This is a genomic window from Methylophilus methylotrophus DSM 46235 = ATCC 53528, assembly GCF_000378225.1.
GTDB lineage: Bacteria > Pseudomonadota > Gammaproteobacteria > Burkholderiales > Methylophilaceae > Methylophilus > Methylophilus methylotrophus.
Map to the genome: position 1 here is coordinate 15,878 of NZ_KB905148.1, position 22,690 is coordinate 38,567.

Sequence of the window (22,690 nt, forward strand, 5' to 3'; positions counted from 1 at the left end):
AGGAACACAATGCCCGTTAAACTCTCCGCCCCTGCTGCCGAAACGTTACTGCCCGTCAAAGGCGTACAACTGGGTTTTGCCCAGGCACATATCCGTAAACCCAACCGTAAAGATGTATTGGTCATGACGTTGCCGGAAGGCAGTAGCGTCTCTGGCGTGTTCACCCTGAACCGCTTTTGTGCCGCACCCGTCACCGTATGCAAAGAGCATTTAAAACTCAACAAAGGCATCCGTGCCTTGCTGGTGAATACCGGTTGTGCCAACGCCGGTACGGGCCAGCAAGGCCTGGACGACGCACGTGCCAGCTGCATCGGTGTGGCACAAGCGTTGAATATCAGCCCTGAGCAGGTGTTACCGTTCTCTACTGGGGTCATCCTGGAAACGCTGCCCATGGACAGGTTGCTGGCTGGCATTGCCCCTGCAGCAGCCAATCTGCAGGAAGACAACTGGCTGAATGCGGCAGAAGCGATTATGACGACAGATATCGTCGCCAAAGGCACTTCGCGCCAGCTCACGATTGATGGCCAAGCAGTCACCATTACCGGTATCAGCAAGGGTTCAGGCATGATTCATCCCAACATGGCGACCATGCTGGGTTATATTGCCACCGACGCAGCCATTAGCCAGACGGCGCTCGACAGCATCATCCAGTACGCCGTAAACAAATCCTTTAACTGCATCACCGTGGACGGTGACACCAGTACCAACGACAGCCTGATCCTGATGGCGACTGGCCAGGCTGGCAATGCGGTAATCAATGAGCAGAGTGCCGATTTTGTCACCTTGCGTGATGCACTCACGGACGTCGCCATCGAACTGGCACAAGCCATTGTGCGTGATGGTGAAGGCGCCACCAAGTTTATGACCATACAGGTTGAAGCGGGCAAAGATGAAGAGGAATGCCGCAAAGTGGCTTATGCCATCGCGCATTCACCGCTGATTAAAACCGCATTTTTTGCTTCAGATCCTAACCTGGGCCGCATTCTAGCGGCCATTGGCTATGCAGGGATTGAAGACCTCGACGTCAACACCATGCAGCTTTATTTAGGCGATGTATTGGTGGCTGAAAAGGGTGGTCGTGCTGCGAGCTATGTTGAAGAGCAAGGCGCTGCCGTGATGAAGGAAAGCGATATTTTGGTGCGCGTGGTGCTTAACCGTGGTCGTGCCAATGCGACGGTTTGGACATGCGATTTTTCTTACGATTATGTGAAGATTAATGCGGATTACAGATCGTAGGCAAAGGTGCGCTTAAGTCGCACCTTTTTTCGTTTTGCAGGCGAATAACATTCTATAAAGATTCCCTGTCACTCCTCGCCAACAACCCTGCCTCGACCGCGTTTAAGGACGCTACGCTGCATCTTGCCAGCCACCCGCCGCTTCCTGGCCGCTAAGGTTGGCCGGGTGGCGTAACGGATGGGCTGCACATGTGTCGCCGCCTCTACAATCGCATGCAGGCGTGCAATCGCATCCCGTTTATTAGCTTCTTGCGTCCGGTATTGCTGCGCCTTGATCACTAACACACCTTCCGCCGTAATCCGCTGATCCTTGCTATGCAGCAGCCTGCTTTTAACAGTTTCACTGAGACTTGAGGCATGGATGTCAAAACGCAGGTGAATCGCCGAAGAAACCTTGTTGACGTTTTGCCCGCCCGCGCCCTGCGCACGAATCGCACTTAACGTATACTCGTGAGCGGGAATCTCCATCATGGCTGGTCACCAGCATTGATCAATGCAAAAAAATCCTCAACTTCTTGCTGAACGCGCGTACGCCTGAAGGGTGGCAGGCTTTGCCAAATACGACGACCATAGGGTTTATCAACCAGGCGCGGGTCACAAATCATGAGCACGCCTACATCCTGTTCGTCGCGGATCAGGCGTCCGGCGCCCTGCTTGAGGGTAATCACTGCGTAAGGTAACTGATACTCCATAAAGGCATTTTTGCCTTCTGCATTCATTTTGTCGATACGCGCAGCCAGCACCGGGTCATCGGGTGGCGCAAACGGCAGCTTGTCTATGATCACGCATGACAACGCTTCACCACGCACATCGACGCCCTCCCAGAAGCTTTGCGAACCGACCAGCACCGCGTTTCCGTGGGCCCGGAAACGATCGAGCAATTCCGTGCGGTTGCTCTCCCCCTGCATCAGCAAGGGATATTGCAGACCTTGTTCTTCAAAAGCCTGTTTGAGTAGCGCATGTACCTCCCGCATGGCTTTGAGCGAGGTACATAGCAAAAAGGCGCGGCCACGGCTGGCTTTCAATACCGGCAGACTCACCGCAGCCACGGCAGCAGCATAGGCGCTGCTATTGGGCTCTGGCATGCCGGTCGGAACATACAGCAAAGCTTGCTGACCATAGTCAAACGGGCTTTGCCAGTGCCGGGTCTGCGCGGCCAGCAACCCCATCTGCTCCTGGTAATGACTGAAATCACTTTTCACGGCCAGCGTGGCAGAGGTAAAAATCCAGGCACGCGGTTGCGCATTGAGCTGTTTACCAAAACCATCGGCCACGCTGAGGGGCGTCGCGTGCAGTTGTACACTTTGACTGAACACCTCTACCCAACGTATCAGGTTTGCGTGATTGCCTTTCAACCACGCCTCCAGCAAGGCTAGCAACCCTTCTCCGCGCTGCCAGCATTTTTCCAGCAGCGGGTCTCGACCCGCCTGAGTTTCAAGTACGGCTGTGAGTGTTGCCAGAGTTTCCAGCATCCGCTGATAAGTCTCATCAAAATTTTTAAGTGTTTGCGCTTTCTGTGCCGGCATCCGTGAGCCTTCAAACTGAAATACCAGCCTGAAATCACGGCAGGCTTTCTCCAGCGGCGGCACGGCCTCACTGAGGGCGACGCAGTCCTTGGCCAGGCTCAGGTAAGCCATCTGGCTATCGCGCGCAAGGTCCATGAGTTGCGAGGTGGAGATATCCTCGCCAAAAAATAACCCCGCCACTTCAGGTAATTGATGCGCCTCGTCAAATACCACCGTGTTGGCGCTTGGTAATAATTCAGCCACGCCTTCGTCACGCAGCATGACATCGGCAAAAAACAGGTGATGGTTGACCACCACCACGTCTGCCGCCAGGGCCTGCTTGCGTGCCTCCATGACAAAACACTGCTTATAATACTGACAGTCCTGACCGACACAGTTATCGCGCGTCGAAGTCACCTGTTGCCACACAGTCGCCTGCTCAGGCACCTCTACCAGTTCAGCCTTGTCACCGCTTTGGCTGTTTTCAGCAAAACTTTGCAAAATCGGGATATATTGGGCATCCTCGCGTGACTGGAAACGGCCCTCCTGGCTGGCGCGCTGCAAGTGATAGTGGCAGATATAATTGGCGCGACCTTTCAGCATGGCGACAGAGACCGGCACTTTGAGCGCCTCACGCACGGCGGGCAAGTCGCGCTGATAGAGCTGGTCTTGCAGCGTTTTGGTCCCCGTTGAAATAATCACCTTACCGCCGGACAACAACGCGGGTACCAGGTAAGCATAGGTTTTGCCCGTACCGGTGCCAGCCTCAGCCACCAGTTGCTGTTGCTGTTCAATCGCTTCGGCGATTGCCTGCGCCATCTCCTGCTGCTGTGGACGGCTACGAAAAGCAGGCATAGCTTGCGCCAAACACCCGTTTTCTGAAAATGCGGAACTGACTTGCTGCTGTAAAGACATGCCTTAATTATCCCACGAGCGCACATAAATCGCAGGCTTTTTCAACAACCAAGCGTGTTCTACGCTGCTCACAATGGTAGCAAAAAGCCCCGAATACTTGCATATGCCATTAAAGTATGGCAAGGTTTAACCCGTAGTAATCTGTTTATAACCTCAACCCCGTTCTCCAAGCCTTTGATTGCGATGAATAAATCAGTTATGCGGCTGGCTGCATTAATGGTCAGCATGCTGCTATGCCAATGCAAAAGCGTCGCCGCGCCAGGCGATGAAAAGCGCTGGCAAAACGCCTACAGCTACACACAAGATCAAGCGATGGAGAATCAGTCCGCCATTTCTGGCAGCTGGTCGGAAAAAGTTGAAGAAATCATGATCAGCGCCCTGAGCCTGACCGGCGTAGACTACAAATATGGTGGCCGCAGCCCCGAAACCGGTTTTGACTGCAGTGGGTTTGTCCAATACGTATTCAAGCACGCAGCACAAATTTCCCTACCCCCATCAGCACGCACCATCAGTGAAATGGGGGATGCCGTCAAACGTGAAGACCTGCAACCTGGGGACCTGGTGTTTTTTAACACTTTAAGATCAGCCTTTTCACATGTCGGTATTTATGTTGGCAACAACCAATTTATACACGCGCCCAGGGCAGGAGCGAAAGTTCGTATAGAGAGCATGGATGAACGCTACTGGAGAACGCGCTACAACGGGGCCAAACGCCTCGAAGTGGAAGCGTCACAATAAACGCAGCCTGCCCAATCACTCCCCAGCACCTTTAACTGGTCTGTCACTGTGCCCCAGTGAACGCTCCGGGTCTATCATGTCGCGGATCAATTGCTTCAGTTCTTTAGATTCAGGAAACCGGCCAGCCTCTTTACGCGAAAAAATCACCTTACCATCACAGCGCACTTCAAGTATGCCACCTGTCCCGGGCACCAGATTGACTGACTTTAAATCCCCATCAAATGTCGTCAGTAGCTCTTGCGCCAGCCAGGCCGCCCGCAACAACCAACGGCACTGTGTACAAAATTCAATTTCTACGATAGGCTTTTGCATATTTCTCTCTAAACATTTATTTGCGTGGAAAGTATAGTCAATTTTATAGAAATAGCGGAAAATGAACTTAACAGCGTTCTGTCCACAAACAGGCTGACATCCATTGATGCAACTTGACTCTTAATACAGTAATATTCTTCGCTTAATTGATCACACAAGGCATTGTATGCGTTCCAAATTAGAAAAGTTCGGCTTGCTGGGTGCAGGCGTATTTGTAGGTATTCTGGTGAGTATCAATATTTCCGCCTGGGCAGACCGGACATCCGTCTCTCAGTTGCCTATTGACGAGCTGCGTGTTTTTGCCGAAGTGTTCGCCAAAGTAAAATCTGACTATGTAGAGCCAGTAGAAGACAAAAAACTCATTAATGAAGCGCTTTCCGGCATGTTGCAAGGCCTGGATCCGCATTCCACCTTTATGGATGCCGATGCTTACAAAGAACTTCAAGCGGGCACTCAAGGCGAATTTGGTGGCCTAGGGATTGAAGTGGCCATGGAAGATGGCCTGGTGAAAGTGGTCACCCCCATTGAAGACAGCCCCGCTTACAAGGCTGGCCTGAAATCAGGCGACCTGATCATGAAACTGGACGACACCCAGGTGCGAGGCCTGACCCTGAACGATGCTGTCAAACGCATGCGCGGCACCCCTGATACCAAAATCACACTGACAGTCTTGCGCAAAGGCGAAGACAAGCCACTGACTTTCACCCTGACACGTGCTGTCATCAAGGCACAGAGTGTGAAAAACAAATGGATTGAACAGGATTATGGCTATGTACGCATCACCCAGTTTCAGGAGCGTACAGGTGAAGACCTGGCCAAAGCGTTGAAAACGCTGGCTGCCGAAAACAAAAAGCCGCTGAAAGGCCTGGTGCTGGATTTGCGTAATAACCCGGGCGGTTTACTGGATGCTGCGGTAGGCGTGTCTGCGGCCTTTTTGCCTAAAGATGATCTGGTGGTTTATACCGAAGGTCGTGTTGTGGATTCTAAAATGCGCTTGAACGCAACACCGATGGACTATGCCCGTCGTGGCAAATCAGATTATCTGAAAGACTTGCCCGAAGAATTTAAATCCGTTCCTATCGTTGTGCTGATCAATGCAGGCTCTGCTTCCGCCTCAGAAATTGTAGCTGGTGCGTTGCAGGATCATAAACGTGCCACCATCATGGGCATCCAGAGCTTTGGTAAAGGGTCCGTGCAAACGATTTTGCCAATGAACAATGGCAGCGCGATCAAATTGACCACCGCCCGTTACTTTACGCCTAATGGCCGTTCAATCCAGGCCAAAGGCATTGTTCCGGACATTACGGTCGATGATGGTTCTGATCCTAGCCTGAGCCTGCATGAAGCCGATTTGAAACGACACTTGTCCAATCCAACCGATGCTAAAGGCAATGTGGATAGCAAAGCGCTAGACGAAGCAAAATCTCGCGCAGCCGCAGAGAAGCTCAAGGAAGAGAAACATGCCGAAGCGCGTGGCCCGATTGAGCCAGCAAGCAAGGATGACTTCCAGTTTCAACAGGCAATGAACCAACTTAAAGGCTTGCCAGTTCAGAAAGCACCAGAACCCGCTAAAGTAAGCGCAGCTAAACCGTAAGTAACCCTTTATTGGCCGCCTGATCACAGAAAACAGGCTGCCAACAAGGTTTTGGACAGGGAGCACGACATGCTGACTTTACCACCACTGACATTAGACAAGGCGATTGCCGTGATGGACATGGGGCTGCGTACTGTATTTAGCCCCGCCGTTGCCAGCCGCCCTTACCCGGCTGCTGAGGTAGCGGGTGAAAGTGTGTTGTCTGATAGCGAACGCAAGCATGCCGCAGCACTCATGCGCATCAATCATGTCGGTGAAGTCTGTGCCCAGGCTTTGTATAGTGGCCAGGCACTGGTGTCACGTGACCCCGCCAATGTCGAGGCGTTGAAACAGGCATCGCGCGAAGAGGTTGACCATCTCGCCTGGTGTGAGCAACGTATCACCGAATTGGGTGGGCGTAAAAGCTTGCTGAACCCTCTCTGGTATGGTGCCAGTTTTGGTTTAGGACTCACTGCCGGATTGTTGGGCGACAAATGGAACCTGGGCTTTTTGGCAGAAACTGAACACCAGGTTTCGGCACACCTGAATAGCCATTTGCAAGAACTCCCTCAGGCCGACAACGCCTCGCGCGCGATTGTCGCCCAAATGAAAACCGACGAAGAACAACATGCCAACACGGCCGAACGGCTCGGTGGTGCTGCTTTGCCGACCCCGGTAAAACTGGCAATGCGACTGGCATCAAAAGTGATGACACGAACTGCCTATCACTTGTAAGATTTGTAGTAACCTAGAGTCAACCATGCAAAAATTTAGTGACAACCTGCTCACGCTTGACAATGCGGACCATGTGAAACGTATTGAGCTATACGACGAGAACGATCAGCCAGCCGGTGTGATTGAGAACAAACCCGGCACCCAGGGATCAATCAAGGTTTACCACCATTTGTTTAAAATGTTTGGTGAAATCAATACTGACGCGGCAGTAGAGGGTCTGGCCTTGTATGCCGAACACACTGAGGATGCAGAAGATCATCCCGGCAAGCACCCAAATATTGATCGCTTACTGAATGTCCTGGATAAAGAGCAGACGCTCTCCATTAAGTTAGTGACAGAATAATCGCCACCTTATTGAAAAGCCTCCTGATTTCAGGAGGCTTTTTAGTTGATACAGGGAAAGTTTGCAGCCGCCAATTACTTTTGTCGTAGCTGCTGCGCAATGGGAGGATGATAAATAAACTCTAGCAAATGCCCTACACTGTCCAGGCAATAAAAGCCACGTGAGCCATCCCGATGGCTTTTTGGCGCCTCAGTAATGCGTACATCATGCGCAACCATATGCGCATACCAATCATCCACTGCTTGTGCGTCGGTCAGCACAAAGCCGATATGATCCAGGCGCTGCATGGGATCAGGCGTATAACTGACCCGGTGCAGGGCAAACACATCACCATGATTGGTCAAATATACATTGTCTGGGTCAGGCTGCCACTCAATCTGCATACCGACCACACGTGTGTAAAAATCGACAGCCGACTCTAACTCTTTGATAAACAAGGCCACATGTCGGATACCTATCATGCCGTGAGGAATGCTCATGCCAACTCCTCACTTAATCGAAGCTGGGCGCTTTGATTTCAAAGTCATGCGTAATCTCGCAGGCTTTTTGCAACATGATGCTAGCCGAACAATATTTCTCGGCAGAGAGTTTCACCGCCCGCTCAACTTGCGCCGCATTGAGCGCCTCACCGGTGACCACAAAATGGACATGAATCTTGGTAAAGACCTTGGGCACGGTGTCAGCGCGCTCAGCCTGAATCTGCGCTACACAGTCTATAATCGGCTGACGGGCTTTTTTCAGGATGGTCACCACATCAAAAGAGGTACATGCACCCATGCCGATCAATAGCATTTCCATGGGACGCATGCCGATGTTACGACCGCCATTTTCAGGGGCGCCATCTAGCACGACTGCATGACCAGTTTCCGACTCACCGACAAAACTGACACCATCTACCCATTTCACCTGGACTTGCATTATACGTTTCCAATCATAGACTTAATTCATTAGGGGACTTCTATAAATCCAACTTCTATCGCGATTTGGTGTTGCTGACAGAGTGGATCAAGCAGGCAATTCGCCAAGCAAATGCTCGCAAATTTTTAATCGCACTTTGTCTGACTTAGCAATTTGAACTGATAGAAGTGCCGATTATTCATATCATTCATTTGGGGACATGAGGCAATAATGCAAGCCACAAACACCTGCGCCACCATGCCCGCAGAGATGAAAAGAATTATTTTTTACTTCACACCGAGTAGCTCGACATCAAACACCAAGGCAGCATTCGGTGGAATCACGCCGCCCGCACCACGTGCGCCATAGCCCAGGTCAGAAGGAATAATCAGGGTACGTTTGCCACCTACCTTCATGCCTTGCACACCTTCATCCCAGCCCTGAATCACTTGGCCGCCACCCAAAAAGAAATTAAATGGCGAATTGCGGTCCAGGCTGCTGTCAAACTTCTGGCCTTTATGGTCTTCTTTATTGGCGTCATATAGCCAGCCAGTGTAGTGCACGGTGACGTTAAAACCAATCTCAGCCTCACGCCCATCACCGACAACGGTGTCAATTTTTTGTAACTCAGTGACATTGGCAGACATTTGTGCAGTTTCCTTAGTTTTTGCAGAATTGGATTGCGCTTGGCAACCTGTGACAGTCATCAACATCAACATGCTGAGACCAATTAGTTTGATTCCAGATTTCAATTTATTTACTCCCAGAAAACACGTCATTTTACGCGCTTTTGATGACAAATTCTCGGGCAATTAGTGCCCTTCGATCAGCTGCTTTAGCAATGTATCCTGTACCGCACGCACCGCTGCTGCGCGGACATGGTTCGCCACCACCACCATCACATAGCGCTTGCCAGCATTATCCTGCACGTAGCCTGCAATACTGCTCACGCCCTCCAGCGAACCGGTTTTGAGATAGGCCATGCCTTTACTTGCGCCATCGGCGAGGCGTTTCTTGGTGGTACCATCCAGCCCCAGTATTGGCATAGACGCCATCAACACCGGCATCACCGGGCGTTGCCAGGCTGTGATGAGCAACTGCGCCAAATGTTCCGCACTAATTCGCTCATTGCGTGACAAGCCTGATCCATTCTCCAGCACCAGCTCAGGAAATTGCAAGCCGCGCTGCCGCAACACCTGCTTGAGGGCGAGCCCCGCTCCCGCCTCATCGGCTGGCGTAAAACCTGCTTCCAGACCAATGGTTAACATTAACTGGCGCGCCATCACATTATTGCTCCACTTATTAATGTCGCGCACCACGCTATCCAATGGCGGAGACGACCAGCTGGTCACCAGCATCGCAGCGTCAGTCGCTGGTGCCAGCACCAGCTGGCCATTAAATTGGCCTCCCAGCTGGGCCCACAATTTCTTAAAGCTCAAAAATAAGTATTGCGTATCATTGAGCACACTGAGTTCCAGGTAACGCTCGTCACATTGCTCAGGCAGGGTACCATTAAAAGCAACCGTCACGCCGTCAAGGTAGGGTGTGACTGTGTAATGCAAGTCCCCTCGCCAGTCATTACACGCGCCCTTTCGAGTTTGCATGGTATTAATGACACGGATTTGCGGCAACTCGAATTCCTGGGTGATTTGTACAGCAGGCTTTCCTCCTACCTTGGTGGCCGCAAAGCGGAAGCTGGTATTGCGGCCATTCAGTAACAATGCACTCGGGTTGGCGTTATAAGCGCGCCAGGGTTCTTCATCCAAGACTGGCCGCTGACTCACTTCAGGCGCATACGCCGATAAATCCAGTATCAGGTCCCCCTTGATTTGACGGATACCTTGTTGTTGCACCAACTGCAGCAAGCGCCAGAAATCAGTGATATTGAATGCAGGATCCCCAAAGCCCTTGATCATTAAATCGCCATCCAGCACCCCTTGGTTCACGGGTCCGTTTCGATAGATTTCAGTTTTCCAGCGATAGGCGGGGGTCAGCGCTTCGAGTGCAGCATAGGTCGTGACCAATTTCATCACACTAGCCGGATTCATGGCTTTGGTGGGATTGTGGCTGATTAGAGGTGATCCGCCATCAACAGGCTGCACGATGATCGCCACACTGTCGGCAGGCAATTGTGCTTTACTCAATGCATCTTGCAAATAATTGGGTAACGCAGCCTGAGCCATGGCTGCCCAGCAGCTGCATATGACGAATAGCCAGCGCATTACCTACTCTCCAGCACAGCAGCACGCGTAGCTTGAGCCAGATGCAGCATATCTGCCTCATTCAAACAATAAGGCGGCATCCAGTACACTGTATTGCCGATGGGGCGCAACAGCAAACCATGTTTGAGCGCAGCAGCGTAGCAGTCACGGGCAAAGTGCGGATTACCCGTGGTCACTTCAAACGCAGTAATCATGCCGCGCTGGCGCACATGACTCATGTCAAAGTCATACGACTCAACGGCTGCCATGAGCGTCTGTGCAGTGAGACGATTATTCGCCAGCACATCACTAGACTCAAACAATTGCAATGTAGCTAACGCTGCACTGCACGCCAGTGGGTTTCCGGTATAGCTATGGCTATGCAAAAAGCCTTTGACGGTCTGGTCATGATAAAACGCTTCATACACTTCATCTCTGGTCAACACCACCGATAACGGCAGGTAGCCTCCTGTGATGCCTTTGGACAGGCAGATAAAATCTGCAATATCGCTGACCTTTTCCCCAGCCTGTTCGCAGGCGAACAAGGGACCAGTGCGGCCAAAACCGACAGCAATTTCATCGGCAATTAAATGCACCTGATAACGACTACAAATTTCACGCGCCCGCTGCAAATATACCGGGTGATACATCGCCATACCTGCTGCACCTTGCACCAAGGGCTCGATAATAAAAGCGGCCAACGCGGTATGATGCTCGGCCACATAAGCTTCCAGCGCCTCCGCACAACGCAAGGCATATGCCTCTTCCGTTTCACCAGGCTCCGCCAGTCGGCTATCCGGGCTGGGCATTTGTGCCGACTGCAAAATTAGTGGTGCATACGTGTCTTTAAAAATGGCGACATCGGTGACGCTCAGTGCACCCAAGGTTTCACCATGGTAACTGTTTTGCAAACTGATAAATTGAGTTTTCTGCGGCTGGTCAACATTGCGCCAGTAATGAAAGCTCATCTTGAGTGCGATCTCAGTGGCACTGGCCCCATCTGAGCCGTAGAACGCGTGACCCAATCCCGTCAGCGTAGAAAGTTTTTCTGATAACTTCACCACGGGTTCGTGGGTAAACCCTGCCAGCATCACATGCTCTAACTGATCAAGCTGGGACTTAATGGCCTCTTTGATAAAGGGCTGGTTATGACCAAATAAATTGACCCACCAACTACTGACGGCGTCGAGGTAACCCTTGCCGTCGCTATCAAACAACCAGGCACCTTCGCCACGCGCAATCGGCACCAAAGGGTAACGTTCGTGATGTTTCATTTGCGTGCAAGGGTGCCAGACGGCTTGCAGGGAGCGTTGTAATAAATCAGGGTTGTTCAATGGTAATCCACTTCTCTTTGGTGCTTAATCGCTAGCACCAGCACTAAATTTGCGAGCTCATCATATTGATAGCGCGCCAAATAGCCTGTGCTGCCATGCGAGATCACTAACTCTCTTAAACCGCTTGGTAGCTGCCTGCCAACTAAAGGATGCTTTTTTAACAAATCAATCCCATCACTGATCACAAACAAAATGTGATTCGCTAACTCGAGATTATCTTGATGAAACATGCTGAGCCTAATCAAATCTTCTCGCGCAGCAAGCGCATATTCCACTCGGCAGAGTTGCTGGCTCATTTTTTATCTTTTACTGGAATCAAATCGGGCAGCGGCTGACCATTCAGCTTTGCTCGCACATACGCATGCACGTCCTCAGCTGCATAAGAAATACCAGTTTCACGATAATGCTGTAAAGATGCCTCAGCCCGTGCCATAAATGCGCGCTCTTGTTCTTCACGTGCGGCTTTTTCTGCAATGGCTTCTACCATAAATGCGTGAGCAGTTTTGTCTGTGTTTGACACTAAGTTACTCACACGATCTTTTAAACTATCGGGTAACTTTAAGCTGGTGGTTGCCATGATTTTTCCTCAAATCGAAAAAGTGTTACCAAAGTAACACCTCAACCTTTACCTGTCAAATGCTGCTTTGTGCTATAGTGCGCATCTTATTGATTTATATGCATTATCCATGCAAAAAACCCGCAAACATCTCGAACTGCTCGCTCCAGCCAAGAATGCCGATTTCGGTATCGAAGCCATTAACCATGGTGCCGATGCCGTGTATATCGGTGGCCCGGCCTTTGGCGCGCGCGCCAAGGCATCCAATAACGTGCAGGATATTGCCAGGTTAGTGCAGCATGCGCATCGCTTTCATGCCGAGGTATTTGTCGCCTTAAATACCATTTTTCATGATAACGAACTCGAAGGTGTTCGCCAGTTGGTGCATCAGCTATACGACAGCGGTGTCGACGCGCTGATTGTGCAGGATATGGGCTTGCTGGAACTGGACTTGCCGCCTATCCAGCTGCATGCCAGCACACAAACTGATATCCGCAACGTAGAAAAAGCGCAGTTTTTAGACCAGGTAGGGTTTAGCCAGATGGTGCTGGCACGCGAGTTGGATATTGCCACTGTGAAGAAAATCGCCGATGCCACCACCGCCAACCTGGAATACTTTATCCACGGCGCACTCTGTGTCGCGTTTAGCGGCCAGTGTTTTATCAGCCACGCGCATACCGGCCGCAGTGCCAACCGTGGCGAGTGCTCACAGGAATGCCGCTTGCCTTACACACTGGAAGACCAGAAAGGCCGTATCATCGGCAAAGACAAACATTACCTGTCGATGAAAGACAACGACCAGAGCGCCAACTTACGCGCCTTGATCGCCGCGGGCGTCAGCAGTTTTAAAATTGAGGGCCGTTACAAAGACCTGCCTTATGTGAAAAATGCCACGGCGCATTACCGCCAACTGCTTGATGAGATTCTGCAAGAAATGCCGGAATACGCCAAGTCTTCCGCCGGACATGCCAGTTACACATTCACCCCACAACCGGAAAAAACCTTTAACCGCAGCGCCACCGATTATTTTGCCAATGGCCGCCAGGCCGATATTGGTGCCTTTGATACACCCAAATTTGCAGGGGAAGAAGTGGGTAAAGTGCGTAAAGTTGGCAAAGATTTTATTGATGTCGCGACCGAAATCGAACTTCACAACGGTGACGGGGTGTGCTTTTTTGACGTGCATAAAGAGTTAGTCGGCCTGCGCGTAAATACGGTGCAAAGCCTGGACAAATATACACAACGGTTATTCCCTAATGAAATGCCGGTGGATATCCGCAACAACACGCAGCTGTACCGCAACCGTGACCATGCCTTTATGCGCTTGCTGGAAAAAGATTCAGCCTCGCGCAAAATTGCGCTGGATGCCGTGCTGTATGAAACGCACGATGGTTTTGCACTCACCCTCACTGATGAGCAAGGCTTTAGCGCCACATCGCAAGTAGAAGCGGACAAGCAAGCCGCTAATGATGCACAAAAGGCGGAACACAGCTTGCGCGAGAATCTGGCCAAATTGGGCAATACCGACTTTGTCGCCAAAGAGATCAGCTTGGAGCTGACACAGTTCTGGTTCCTGCCAGCCTCGACGGTAAATCAATTGCGCCGCGATGCGATTGAACAGCTGGTTGAAGTCAGAATGATGGCCTATGAGCGTCCGGCATTGAGAAAAGCCTCCGAACCACCCGCCATTTATCCGCAAGACAGCCTGAGTTATTTAGCCAACGTCTATAACCAGAAAGCGCGTGATTTTTACCACAAGCATGGCGTCAAACTGATTGCCAGCGCTTATGAAGCGAATGAAGAACTGGACGAAGTACCGGTGATGATTACTAAACACTGTTTGCGCTTTAGCCACGGTCTGTGCCCCAAAGAGGCCAAGGGCGTGATAGGCGTACAAGGCACGGTGACGGCTGAGCCTATGACGCTGATCAGTGGTCATGACAGATATACGCTCAAATTTGACTGCAAACCGTGTGAGATGCACGTGATGGGCAAAGTGCGCAAACATATCCTGCAGATGCCGCCACCGCAGCCGGTGACTTTTTTCGATAAACGCCCGGCGTAAGGCGCGCGCAACCTGAAGCTTGATTGGGAGTCTGAGACAGGATGAATGAATATACCTACCTGCTTAAAGTGGCGATTGCACTGATTGCCATTGTGAACCCCATCGGTTGCCTGCCTATCTTTATCAGCGCGACCAGTGGCTGGAGCAAGGCCGAGCGGGCACGTACAGCACGTACGGTGGCGATCACAGTCATGATCGTACTCTGCGTCTCCGCCTTTATCGGCGACAAGATCCTGGATTTCTTTGGTATCACCATCCCCTCATTCCAGGTCGGTGGAGGTATATTACTGCTGCTGATTTCCATCTCCATGATGCATGGCAAACAAAGCGCCACTCGTCAAACGCCTGAAGAAGCCCAAGATCTAAGCGAACGTGAAGTTATCGCCATTGTGCCACTCAGCATCCCGCTATTGGCAGGTCCCGGTGCGATTTCCAGCATGATCCTCACTGCACAACAGCATCCAGGTTTTTGGGGGCACCTGAGCCTGGTGATCCCGATTGCACTCATTTCATTATTTATCTGGGGCTTGTTGCAATTGGCGGACGGCATTACCCACTACCTGGGTAAAATCGGTATCAATATTGTGACGCGATTGATGGGCCTGATTCTGGCCGCCATGTCAGTGGAATTTATTGCGCATGGGCTGTCGGGCTTGTTTCCACAACTCATCACCGCTGCATAGCCTTAACTCGCTCTAAATTAACCCTCCCCCAATCAATCACTAAGCGGTAAAATATCGTTTTTTAACGAAACCCGTGCATCTTGAATTCCACCGTTTCAAATCCATCGAAATCTTCCCTGCAGTGGAAACCTAACGTCACCGTGGCGGCCATCATAGAGCAAGATGGCAAGTTTCTGCTGGTGGAAGAAACCACAGACCGCGGCAATCGATTTAATCAGCCTGCAGGTCATTTGGAAGAAGGCGAAACGATTATTGCAGCAGCCATACGTGAAACGCTGGAAGAGACTGCTTATGATTTCGCGCCTGAAGCACTGGTAGGCATTTACCACTGGCAGCATCCGCTCAACGGCATTACCTATTTGCGTTTTGCATTTACCGGCAAATTGGGGACGCATTATCCAGAGCAGGCGTTGGACGATGGCATTATCCGCACCGTTTGGAAAACTGAAGCCGAGATTGCTGCCGAAGGGGAGTTGATGCGTAGCCCGCAAGTGTTGTTGTGTGTGCAGGATTACCTCGCAGGGAAACGTTATCCTTTAGACATTTTGAAGCATTTAGGCCAAGCATTATGAGTAAGCCACATGTGATCGTCGGGTTGTCCGGCGGCGTTGATTCATCCGTGACTGCCTTGTTGTTGAAACAACAAGGGTATGAGGTCACCGGTTTGTTTATGAAGAACTGGGAAGACGATGATACGGACGAGTATTGCTCTTCTCGCCAGGACCTGATTGATGCAGTTTCGGCGGCTGACAAGATCGGCATTGACATCGAAACCGTGAATTTTAGCGCTGAGTACAAAGAGCGAGTGTTCGCTAACTTTTTACAGGAATACCAGGCGGGCCGTACGCCTAATCCAGATATTCTGTGCAACGCCGAGATCAAGTTCAAGGCGTTTCTCGACCACGCCATGGGCATGGGCGCAGACTTAATCGCCACCGGTCACTACGCACAGGTGCGGGAAAACCCGATTCAGCCGGGTAATTATCAATTGCTTAAAGCGGATGATGGCAGCAAAGACCAGAGTTACTTTTTGTCGCGCCTGAACCAGGCGCAATTGTCGAAGACGCTGTTTCCGCTGGGTAAGTATCTTAAGCGCGAAGTCCGTGAGATTGCACGTGAGTATGGCTTGGCGAATGCTGAGAAAAAAGATTCAACCGGCATTTGTTTTATCGGTGAGCGGCCATTCCAGGAATTTCTGCAGCGCTACCTGCCACGCCATCCTGGCGTGATGCGTACGCCCGAAGGTAAGGTTGTTGGCGAACATGAAGGTTTGATGTACTACACCATAGGTCAGCGTCAGGGCTTGAAAATTGGCGGTAGCCGCGAAAGCAATGGCGAGCCATGGTTTGTCGCAGCCAAACATATGGCCGATAACGAGCTGATTGTGGTGCAAGGGCATGATCACCCTCTGCTGCAGAGCGACGGCTTAAAAGCAGGCCAGCTACACTGGATCAGCGGCGAACAACCGCGTACCAATTGGGTATATGCAGCTAAAACGCGTTATCGCCAACCTGACGCACCTTGTGAAGTAGATGCTGTTAACGAGGAAGAAGCCACGATTCGTTTTGGCCAGCATCAGTGGGCAATCACTCCTGGACAAAGCGTGGTGGTGTATGAAAGCAATGTGTGTCTGGGTGGTGGGATTATCACGGGCGCGATTTAGCCATCTAAAAGGCATGGTTATTGCTTATGCTTCCATAATGTAATGACAACGAACCGCCAAGTGACGAGGAATGACACCTTATGGCCTATATCTTAAAAAATAACGAAGGCGTAATTATTGCAGCAAGCCCGGATACGCAAGTGGCAGCGGACTGGGTAGCGGTGGAAAATACAGATACTGAATACCTGGCCTTTTTAGATAATGAACTAAAAAAGCACCATACCTTCCGTGAGAGTGACATTCAACTGGCGCGAGTGCTGGAAGATCTGATCAGCATTTTGATTGACCGTAGCCTGATCAGTTATACAGATTTCCCTAGTGCCGCCCAGAAACGGTTAAATGAACGCCAGAGTCTGCGGCATAAAAACAAGCTGAGCCTGCTTGGTGACGACGACGTGACGCCTCTGTAATCTCAATAAGTCATTTCGACCAGAAACTTCACATTACGTCCGGGGCCGTACATACCCAAGCCTCCCATGCTGCCGTCAAGGCGATAAAGTTCATTTTTGAGGTTCTCTCCAATGAGTCTTAATGTCAATTGATCATTAGGTTTCCACCGAACACCTGCATTCCACATTTCATAGCCGTCTTGCTGGCCGAATACATAACGACTATTGGTTGTCCCATCACCACTCAACAGAATGTCCCGCTCGGAGACTTTTCTGTAGGTCACATTTACCTCCAGATGCTTGCTCAACTCGGCACCAACATTAATATTTAATGCGTTACCTGGTGCTGTAAACAATGGGGCAAACGTCAAACCATTAAAGATTTCACCGTTAATACGCGAGTATCCGCTACGCATATACCAACCATGGTATTGCAAGAAACTCTCTACCTCTACGCCATTCCTGCGCTCCCACCCATCCTGGGTAATTGTTCCATCCGCTTCTTCGCGCAGAGAAATCAATAATTTAGAGGTGTAGGTATGGTAAAAATTGAGTTTTCCAGAAAACCAGATATCCGTATTCAACAGATGTGGCGTTTGGTAACTCACCCCAACTTCTGTTGTCTCTGAGCGCTGCGGTTGATAGAGGTCGCCACAGATCAACGAATCAGGACCACTGATTGGCATCAATAGCGCACGACAACGGCTAAATGGCCCTTGTGTGAAATACTCGTCGATCAACGGTGGACGAAAGCCCTGTCCATAATTACTGTAGAAAGTTAACTTGCTGGGGTTGGCTTTGGGAAATATGTCATACGCCACGCCCAAACTCCATGTTTCTTCTTTAAACCTGATGGTACTTTTTTGATCATAGGGTGCAAGCAGTGCGAGTGTTCCTCCCGCAGCCTCGACTTTGTAGCGATCCTGGCGATAACCAGGCGTTAGTGTCAATTGGCCAATCTCAAGTTTTGGCTGGAGATAGATGGCCTCAAATGACTTACGTCCCGGGGGTGCAGATGCATTGAATCCATCGGGATAATTCATTTGCATGGACGTGTTGAGATTATCGTAAAACCTTGAGATTTCACGTTCACTGGAATTGAACTGATACCCGGCAAGTAATGAAGCTGCAAACGAACCAGACTGGAAAAACATGGCATTATTACTGATATCGACAGTCTCGGTCTTGTATTCATAAGTATCATTTAGATTACCGCGGCAAGTCATTGTATCTGCGGGATTTGCAGTATTGACGACGCCGTTGCATTGGGGCTGAAGCGGGTTAAAAGGAGAGTTGAATGATGATCCTTGCCCGATCAAATCATGAAGGTTTGTATGGCCTGCACCCACTGTCGCTTTTAAATTGATCCATGGTGTTTCTGGATCATAATTCAAAGTCTCAGACCATGTCAGGTCATCTACGGTACGAACCACATTCCCAAAGAATCCAGGTTGGCCACCGGTCGCGTCATATGGCTGCAGACCCGTATCATCGAACTTGACTATCGAAGTGACCAATTGCAAATCATCTGTGGGAAATAAACTCACCTTCAAAAGGTGCGAAATTGATTCAATGGCGGAGTTTTCTAATTTGGTCCCATCGCCCAAGGTCATGTTATTCGATTGACGGTTGGAGTAGTTATAAAGAATATCAACCCGCTCGTCGGGACGTGCATACAGCAAATAAGAACGGGAATATTCATCGCTGTTATTACCATATCCAAATTTGGCCTTACCACCATACTTTTGTCCCGGCTTTAAGAAATCCTCCGCGTTTTTGGTCGTAGCATTCACGGTTCCACCGAGCGAACCTGACCCACTCGTAATTTGTGGCCCACGTTGGACCTCAATACTCTTTAATAACTCTGGTTCAATAAAGGTGCCACCCATACGATATTTTTCAAAGCCCTTGGGAACACCATCCACTTTCACCATCACATCTTCGTTATCGCCATAACCACGAATATTAAATGTCATCCCGCTTGGGCGTGGACCACCAGTGATGGAAACCCCAGGCACGGACCTGAGGGCATCAAAAATATTACTGGGTTGTGCACGCTGCAATTGCTCACTCGTAATGGTGGTAATGGGCAATGTACGGTTAATACCCGTCTCGGGAGCTTTGGTTCTTGTATCAGTAACGGTCACTTCAGGAAGGGTATCTACCTCTTCAGCATCTGCTTTTTTAACAGGCTTGCTTACCGGCATCGGTTCTTCAATTTGATCGCCTGAGTTATTCACAGCATTCGCCTCAGCACAGGCATTGAGTGAACATAAGGCCAACATACACCAGAAGCCGAGTGACCGTAACGTGATGGGAGACTGAGTGTTATTTAAATATTGGTCCCGGGAGTAGACAGAGCTTGCCATCATGAAGCACTTTTATTCTTTAGCAGGAAGAAACAAAGGGGCTGAATGCCCCTTTGCCGTGAGTGGCCTAGCCGGTGTTAGGCATTGTTTTTTGAGGATCGGCGTGCCGCAAACGCCATCAGGCCAATTCCTAATGCCATCATGCTAAACGCTTCAGGCTCAGGTACTGGCGTCACACTGGGTACTGAAACAGCAGCCAACGCAACCTGATCCAGGCTCATGCTAGAAGAGGTCGAACTGAATGTGAAGGTGTACATGCTAGCCGCACTTACACTGCTCCATTTCCAGTATAGTTCCTGCTCTGCTGTTGCACCCCCCATGACAACACCCTGATCTTCATTAAATTGAAGCACTGAAGTCGCAGATACACCATTCAAGGTTGCTGTGGAGCTCGCCAGCGTTCCAAGCGTTCCAATACGTAAATAAACATCAAATAAACCACTGCTTGCGCCACTCAATGTTGCGGTAAATGCAGTCGCTCCAGAGAAACTGTAAATATTACCGCCACCTGTAATGAAAGCACCTCCAGTGGTTTCCTGTACAGAAGCAGTTGTGCCACTCGTCAATGCAACTTCTGGCGTGGTGTCATTCGTGCTATTGAAAATATTCCATTCTGCATAACTTACTGGCGTTTCACTACCCCATGGATTGGCTGAGTTCCATACTGCTTGTGTTGCGAATGCAGAACCGCTGAATGACACACCTAGAGCCAAAGCTAATACTGATAATTTCATGATTTGAATCTCCTCAACGAGCACCTGTGCCCCTTCCTCACGAAGGCCATGGCGCCACCTCTAAAATAAGTCTCACGGACCCACACCGTTGAGTATTTCAATCACCATGCAAACACATGGTTATAAAACTGAAATTAAGAGAATAAATTCTGGCTATTTTTCTACCGCAGCCTCAAAGTCAACGACAAATCGGTATTGCTTGCCGCAATCGATAATGACTTCTTTTTGTCCGCGCTTTAGCAAACGAATGTCTACCCTGATGCTGCCAAAACCGTCATGAGCGATCAGCTCATCCAGTAAATCGAGCAATCTTTTTTTTACAGGCGCATTCCCAGCTTGCATAGAATTTATTCATGATTGTTTTGTTTGTTTTTAAATGATAACAATTATCATTTACTTTATCAATAAAAAATACTCCATCAGGGTGAGTAAAGAATCGTTAATGCCCGAACTGGCATTTTTAGGGAATCACAGCATGAAACAAAGACCTAGGCAGGATGGTTTCGCAACCACCCTCCGCAGAATCAAGAGGAATAACAGCAAAATACCCGCTTATGCCGGTATTTTGTGATTGAACTGGCTTTATGGTTGAGGCATGGTTTGCTTGAAGCTGGGACGCTTGACGAGCACGCCATAGTGCTTGGCTAAGTTGGGAAACTTTTCTTGCCAGTATTTACCTTCCCATTGGACATTTTTAAAACGCAAATCGAGATAGCCCAACGCGGTCCCCAGCGCAATGTCCGCCAGACTGAAAGTTTCGTTCACACACCATTTCTTTTTAAGCAGGTCTTCATCCAGCGTAGCCAATCCAGCAGTCACTTTGGCAAACTGCTTTTCAATCCAAGCGGCAGATTGTTGTGCATCGGGTTTACGCTGTTCCAGCATCACAGCCACAGCTGCGTCACAGATCCCATCCGCCAATGCTTCCCAGCGTCGGACTTTGATCTTGGCCGAATGGTCTTGCGGAATCAGGTGAGCCACTGGTGTGCGATGATCCAGATACTCGACAATCACACGCGAATCATACAAGGCCTCGCCATCATCCAGCACCAGCACAGGGACTTTACCCAATGGATTATGTTGGCTGACTGGACAATCCGGTGCGGACAATACCACCTCGGTTAACGTGAGGTCGACATGTTTCTCGATGGCGACAATGCGCACCTTGCGCGCATATGGACTGTTTACCGTATATAAAAGCTGCATAGTGTGATGTGAGCCAAAAGGTTAAATACTTGTTCAAAAAAATACCCCATGACGAAAATCGCATGTCCAAACATAGCGGGTCTTGGGGTTCTTTTTATTATAATAGCTTTTGGCATGGGCTTAGAATGGTCACATGCATAATTTTTAAACTTGCAGACACTCAAATGACCAACGCCATGCCTGATCAGCCATTCCCGCCCTACATAAACGCTTCCCTCATCGCTGAACAAGTCCGTGCAGCGCTGGCAGAAGACGTGGGCAATGGAGACTTAACCGCAGCACTGATTCCGGTGGGCACACAAGCAACCGCAAGCATCATTAGCCGTGAGCAGGCCATCATTTGTGGCTGTGCCTGGGTAGCGCAATGCTTCAAACAACTGGATCCAACCATTGAATTGACTTGGCTGGTCAAGGAGGGGGACCGTGTAGAAGCGAACCAGGCACTCGTCAACATTCAGGGGGATGCCCGCGCCATGCTAAGCGCAGAGAGGCCTGCACTCAATTTCCTGCAAACCCTGTCTGCCGTATCCACCCACACTCGCCGTTATGTAGATGCGATTGCTGGACTACCCACACAGATTTTAGATACGCGCAAAACCTTACCTGGACTACGCCTGGCACAAAAATACGCTGTGCTGACAGGGGGCGGGGCAAATCAGAGGTTGGCTTTATACGATGGCATTCTAATCAAGGAAAACCACATCGCTGCGGCAGGGTCAATTCCAGCTGTGTTGGCAGCCGCCTTTGCCATGGGTAGCACAAGCAATATCCAGATTGAAGTCGAGAGCCTGGATGAACTGCAACAAGCGCTGAGCGCAGGCGCAACCAGTATCCTGCTGGACAACTTCACGCTGGAAGACCTGCGGCAAGCTGTGGCGCTCAACCAGAAACGCGCTTTGCTAGAAGCATCAGGCAATGTGGATTTAACGACGGTGCGGGCAATTGCCGAAACAGGCGTGGATAGGATATCCATTGGGGCCCTGACTAAGCATATTCAGGCGGTCGATTTAAGTATGCGGATTCAGATGAAGTTGTAGGTTATTTAAAATCGCCCATCAACTGTAAAGGCTAATGTTCTTATCTGACATTTGGTTTCGCCTAAAGGCGAGTTACTTTCTGTTGCTTGCCCCACAGAAAGTAACCACAACTAACGGAGTGTTGCGGCGTAGGCTAACCTTTAGGTTAAGCCACAAAGTGGCGGCCGTAGCCAAAGAAGAGGGCACCCAGCCATCACGGC

General features: G+C 50.2%; 25 protein-coding genes. 11 read left to right on the forward strand and 14 right to left on the reverse strand.

The window, feature by feature from the left end:
• Positions 1-9: 9 nt before the first annotated feature.
• Positions 10-1,236, forward strand: coding sequence for a bifunctional glutamate N-acetyltransferase/amino-acid acetyltransferase ArgJ (gene argJ, locus F463_RS0113505; RefSeq protein ID WP_018987639.1), 1,227 nt, complete (start codon positions 10-12; stop codon positions 1,234-1,236).
• Between the two features lie 68 nt (positions 1,237-1,304).
• Here argJ and arfB read toward each other — a convergent pair whose 3' ends face one another.
• Together arfB and yoaA are read right to left on the reverse strand one after the other, a co-directional pair.
• A complete protein-coding gene (gene arfB / locus F463_RS0113510) occupies positions 1,305-1,706 on the reverse strand; it encodes an alternative ribosome rescue aminoacyl-tRNA hydrolase ArfB (RefSeq protein ID WP_018987640.1) in 402 nt (133 codons plus the stop codon).
• A complete protein-coding gene (gene yoaA, locus F463_RS0113515) occupies positions 1,703-3,655 on the reverse strand; it encodes a DNA repair helicase YoaA (RefSeq protein WP_018987641.1) in 1,953 nt (650 codons plus the stop codon). The genes arfB and yoaA overlap by 4 nt, the downstream gene beginning before the upstream one ends.
• Before the next feature lie 183 nt (positions 3,656-3,838).
• Between yoaA and F463_RS0113520 the strand changes: the two genes are divergently transcribed.
• Positions 3,839-4,393: a C40 family peptidase gene (locus F463_RS0113520; protein ID WP_026295606.1), complete on the forward strand. Its 555-nt coding sequence runs from the start codon at positions 3,839-3,841 to the stop codon at positions 4,391-4,393.
• A gap of 15 nt (positions 4,394-4,408) precedes the next feature.
• Here the strand turns inward: F463_RS0113520 and F463_RS0113525 are convergent, their stop codons facing one another.
• Positions 4,409-4,705: an Rdx family protein gene (locus tag F463_RS0113525; protein WP_018987643.1), complete on the reverse strand. Its 297-nt coding sequence runs from the start codon at positions 4,703-4,705 to the stop codon at positions 4,409-4,411.
• A 166-nt stretch (positions 4,706-4,871) separates the two neighbouring features.
• On the opposite strand from F463_RS0113525, the gene F463_RS0113530 reads away from it, so the two are divergent.
• The 3 genes from F463_RS0113530 to F463_RS0113540 all read left to right on the forward strand — a co-directional run bounded on the left by F463_RS0113530 (position 4,872) and on the right by F463_RS0113540 (position 7,356).
• Positions 4,872-6,299, forward strand: coding sequence for a S41 family peptidase (locus F463_RS0113530; protein WP_018987644.1), 1,428 nt, complete (start codon positions 4,872-4,874; stop codon positions 6,297-6,299).
• Between the two features lie 69 nt (positions 6,300-6,368).
• A complete protein-coding gene (gene coq7 / locus F463_RS0113535; RefSeq protein WP_018987645.1) occupies positions 6,369-7,013 on the forward strand; it encodes a 2-polyprenyl-3-methyl-6-methoxy-1,4-benzoquinone monooxygenase in 645 nt (214 codons plus the stop codon).
• 25 nt (positions 7,014-7,038) lie between these two features.
• Positions 7,039-7,356 carry a DUF2322 family protein gene (locus F463_RS0113540; RefSeq protein ID WP_018987646.1) on the forward strand — a complete coding sequence of 106 codons (318 nt, stop codon included), beginning with the start codon at positions 7,039-7,041 and terminating at the stop codon, positions 7,354-7,356.
• Between the two features lie 74 nt (positions 7,357-7,430).
• On the opposite strand, the gene F463_RS0113545 is transcribed toward F463_RS0113540, so the two are convergent.
• The 7 genes from F463_RS0113545 to F463_RS0113575 all read right to left on the reverse strand — a co-directional run bounded on the left by F463_RS0113545 (position 7,431) and on the right by F463_RS0113575 (position 12,365).
• The gene (locus F463_RS0113545) at positions 7,431-7,835 is read right to left on the reverse strand and encodes a VOC family protein (protein WP_018987647.1); all 405 of its coding nucleotides are present in this window, start codon (positions 7,833-7,835) and stop codon (positions 7,431-7,433) included.
• A gap of 13 nt (positions 7,836-7,848) precedes the next feature.
• On the reverse strand, positions 7,849-8,274 hold the full coding sequence (locus tag F463_RS0113550) for an OsmC family protein (protein WP_018987648.1): 426 nt from the start codon (positions 8,272-8,274) through the stop codon (positions 7,849-7,851).
• A 266-nt stretch (positions 8,275-8,540) separates the two neighbouring features.
• Positions 8,541-8,972, reverse strand: coding sequence for an FKBP-type peptidyl-prolyl cis-trans isomerase (locus F463_RS14445; RefSeq protein WP_018987649.1), 432 nt, complete (start codon positions 8,970-8,972; stop codon positions 8,541-8,543).
• A gap of 93 nt (positions 8,973-9,065) precedes the next feature.
• Entirely contained in the window at positions 9,066-10,475 is a 1,410-nt protein-coding gene (gene dacB, locus F463_RS0113560; RefSeq protein WP_018987650.1) for a D-alanyl-D-alanine carboxypeptidase/D-alanyl-D-alanine endopeptidase, read from the reverse strand.
• The gene (gene bioA, locus F463_RS0113565) at positions 10,475-11,788 is read right to left on the reverse strand and encodes an adenosylmethionine--8-amino-7-oxononanoate transaminase (RefSeq protein WP_018987651.1); all 1,314 of its coding nucleotides are present in this window, start codon (positions 11,786-11,788) and stop codon (positions 10,475-10,477) included. Before bioA ends, dacB begins: the two co-directional genes overlap by 1 nt.
• The gene (locus F463_RS0113570; protein WP_018987652.1) at positions 11,785-12,084 is read right to left on the reverse strand and encodes a type II toxin-antitoxin system RelE/ParE family toxin; all 300 of its coding nucleotides are present in this window, start codon (positions 12,082-12,084) and stop codon (positions 11,785-11,787) included. Before F463_RS0113570 ends, bioA begins: the two co-directional genes overlap by 4 nt.
• Positions 12,081-12,365 (reverse strand): hypothetical protein, encoded by a 285-nt coding sequence (locus tag F463_RS0113575; RefSeq protein WP_018987653.1) that lies wholly within the window; start codon positions 12,363-12,365, stop codon positions 12,081-12,083. Before F463_RS0113575 ends, F463_RS0113570 begins: the two co-directional genes overlap by 4 nt.
• Positions 12,366-12,474: 109 nt before the next feature.
• On the opposite strand from F463_RS0113575, the gene F463_RS0113580 reads away from it, so the two are divergent.
• The 5 genes from F463_RS0113580 (at position 12,475) to F463_RS0113600 (ending at position 17,165) form a co-directional block, all read left to right on the forward strand.
• Positions 12,475-14,409 (forward strand): peptidase U32 family protein, encoded by a 1,935-nt coding sequence (locus F463_RS0113580; RefSeq protein WP_018987654.1) that lies wholly within the window; start codon positions 12,475-12,477, stop codon positions 14,407-14,409.
• Positions 14,410-14,450: 41 nt separating this feature from the next.
• Complete coding sequence (locus F463_RS0113585; RefSeq protein WP_018987655.1) at positions 14,451-15,092, forward strand: YchE family NAAT transporter; 642 nt, start codon at positions 14,451-14,453, stop codon at positions 15,090-15,092.
• A gap of 140 nt (positions 15,093-15,232) precedes the next feature.
• Positions 15,233-15,664: an NUDIX hydrolase gene (locus F463_RS0113590; RefSeq protein WP_018987656.1), complete on the forward strand. Its 432-nt coding sequence runs from the start codon at positions 15,233-15,235 to the stop codon at positions 15,662-15,664.
• On the forward strand, positions 15,661-16,755 hold the full coding sequence (gene mnmA / locus F463_RS0113595; RefSeq protein ID WP_018987657.1) for a tRNA 2-thiouridine(34) synthase MnmA: 1,095 nt from the start codon (positions 15,661-15,663) through the stop codon (positions 16,753-16,755). The genes F463_RS0113590 and mnmA overlap by 4 nt, the downstream gene beginning before the upstream one ends.
• 80 nt (positions 16,756-16,835) lie before the next feature.
• A complete protein-coding gene (locus tag F463_RS0113600) occupies positions 16,836-17,165 on the forward strand; it encodes a hypothetical protein (RefSeq protein ID WP_018987658.1) in 330 nt (109 codons plus the stop codon).
• A gap of 2 nt (positions 17,166-17,167) precedes the next feature.
• Here the strand turns inward: F463_RS0113600 and F463_RS0113605 are convergent, their stop codons facing one another.
• The 4 genes from F463_RS0113605 to F463_RS0113625 form a co-directional block, all read right to left on the reverse strand.
• Entirely contained in the window at positions 17,168-19,384 is a 2,217-nt protein-coding gene (locus F463_RS0113605; RefSeq protein WP_245545256.1) for a TonB-dependent receptor domain-containing protein, read from the reverse strand.
• 206 nt (positions 19,385-19,590) lie between these two features.
• Positions 19,591-20,247 carry a PEP-CTERM sorting domain-containing protein gene (locus tag F463_RS0113610; protein ID WP_018987660.1) on the reverse strand — a complete coding sequence of 219 codons (657 nt, stop codon included), beginning with the start codon at positions 20,245-20,247 and terminating at the stop codon, positions 19,591-19,593.
• 153 nt (positions 20,248-20,400) lie between these two features.
• A complete protein-coding gene (locus F463_RS0113615) occupies positions 20,401-20,589 on the reverse strand; it encodes a hypothetical protein (protein WP_018987661.1) in 189 nt (62 codons plus the stop codon).
• A gap of 240 nt (positions 20,590-20,829) precedes the next feature.
• Positions 20,830-21,453, reverse strand: a complete 624-nt coding sequence (locus F463_RS0113625; RefSeq protein WP_018987663.1) for a glutathione S-transferase family protein — start codon at positions 21,451-21,453, stop codon at positions 20,830-20,832.
• Between the two features lie 164 nt (positions 21,454-21,617).
• On the opposite strand from F463_RS0113625, the gene nadC reads away from it, so the two are divergent.
• A complete protein-coding gene (nadC, locus tag F463_RS0113630; protein WP_018987664.1) occupies positions 21,618-22,490 on the forward strand; it encodes a carboxylating nicotinate-nucleotide diphosphorylase in 873 nt (290 codons plus the stop codon).
• Positions 22,491-22,690: the final 200 nt, after the last annotated feature.

What these genes read in the sequence shown, in the direction of transcription:
- argJ (WP_018987639.1), top strand. Translation starts at nt 10, where the DNA reads ATGCCCGTTAAACTCTCCGCCCCTGCTGCCGAAACGTTACTGCCCGTC.
- arfB (WP_018987640.1), bottom strand. Translation starts at nt 1,706, where the DNA reads ATGATGGAGATTCCCGCTCACGAGTATACGTTAAGTGCGATTCGTGCG.
- yoaA (WP_018987641.1), bottom strand. Translation starts at nt 3,655, where the DNA reads ATGTCTTTACAGCAGCAAGTCAGTTCCGCATTTTCAGAAAACGGGTGT.
- F463_RS0113520 (WP_026295606.1), top strand. Translation starts at nt 3,839, where the DNA reads ATGAATAAATCAGTTATGCGGCTGGCTGCATTAATGGTCAGCATGCTG.
- F463_RS0113525 (WP_018987643.1), bottom strand. Translation starts at nt 4,705, where the DNA reads ATGCAAAAGCCTATCGTAGAAATTGAATTTTGTACACAGTGCCGTTGG.
- F463_RS0113530 (WP_018987644.1), top strand. Translation starts at nt 4,872, where the DNA reads ATGCGTTCCAAATTAGAAAAGTTCGGCTTGCTGGGTGCAGGCGTATTT.
- coq7 (WP_018987645.1), top strand. Translation starts at nt 6,369, where the DNA reads ATGCTGACTTTACCACCACTGACATTAGACAAGGCGATTGCCGTGATG.
- F463_RS0113540 (WP_018987646.1), top strand. Translation starts at nt 7,039, where the DNA reads ATGCAAAAATTTAGTGACAACCTGCTCACGCTTGACAATGCGGACCAT.
- F463_RS0113545 (WP_018987647.1), bottom strand. Translation starts at nt 7,835, where the DNA reads ATGAGCATTCCTCACGGCATGATAGGTATCCGACATGTGGCCTTGTTT.
- F463_RS0113550 (WP_018987648.1), bottom strand. Translation starts at nt 8,274, where the DNA reads ATGCAAGTCCAGGTGAAATGGGTAGATGGTGTCAGTTTTGTCGGTGAG.
- F463_RS14445 (WP_018987649.1), bottom strand. Translation starts at nt 8,972, where the DNA reads ATGTTGATGTTGATGACTGTCACAGGTTGCCAAGCGCAATCCAATTCT.
- dacB (WP_018987650.1), bottom strand. Translation starts at nt 10,475, where the DNA reads ATGCGCTGGCTATTCGTCATATGCAGCTGCTGGGCAGCCATGGCTCAG.
- F463_RS0113570 (WP_018987652.1), bottom strand. Translation starts at nt 12,084, where the DNA reads ATGAGCCAGCAACTCTGCCGAGTGGAATATGCGCTTGCTGCGCGAGAA.
- F463_RS0113575 (WP_018987653.1), bottom strand. Translation starts at nt 12,365, where the DNA reads ATGGCAACCACCAGCTTAAAGTTACCCGATAGTTTAAAAGATCGTGTG.
- F463_RS0113580 (WP_018987654.1), top strand. Translation starts at nt 12,475, where the DNA reads ATGCAAAAAACCCGCAAACATCTCGAACTGCTCGCTCCAGCCAAGAAT.
- F463_RS0113585 (WP_018987655.1), top strand. Translation starts at nt 14,451, where the DNA reads ATGAATGAATATACCTACCTGCTTAAAGTGGCGATTGCACTGATTGCC.
- mnmA (WP_018987657.1), top strand. Translation starts at nt 15,661, where the DNA reads ATGAGTAAGCCACATGTGATCGTCGGGTTGTCCGGCGGCGTTGATTCA.
- F463_RS0113600 (WP_018987658.1), top strand. Translation starts at nt 16,836, where the DNA reads ATGGCCTATATCTTAAAAAATAACGAAGGCGTAATTATTGCAGCAAGC.
- F463_RS0113610 (WP_018987660.1), bottom strand. Translation starts at nt 20,247, where the DNA reads ATGAAATTATCAGTATTAGCTTTGGCTCTAGGTGTGTCATTCAGCGGT.
- F463_RS0113615 (WP_018987661.1), bottom strand. Translation starts at nt 20,589, where the DNA reads ATGCAAGCTGGGAATGCGCCTGTAAAAAAAAGATTGCTCGATTTACTG.
- F463_RS0113625 (WP_018987663.1), bottom strand. Translation starts at nt 21,453, where the DNA reads ATGCAGCTTTTATATACGGTAAACAGTCCATATGCGCGCAAGGTGCGC.
- nadC (WP_018987664.1), top strand. Translation starts at nt 21,618, where the DNA reads ATGACCAACGCCATGCCTGATCAGCCATTCCCGCCCTACATAAACGCT.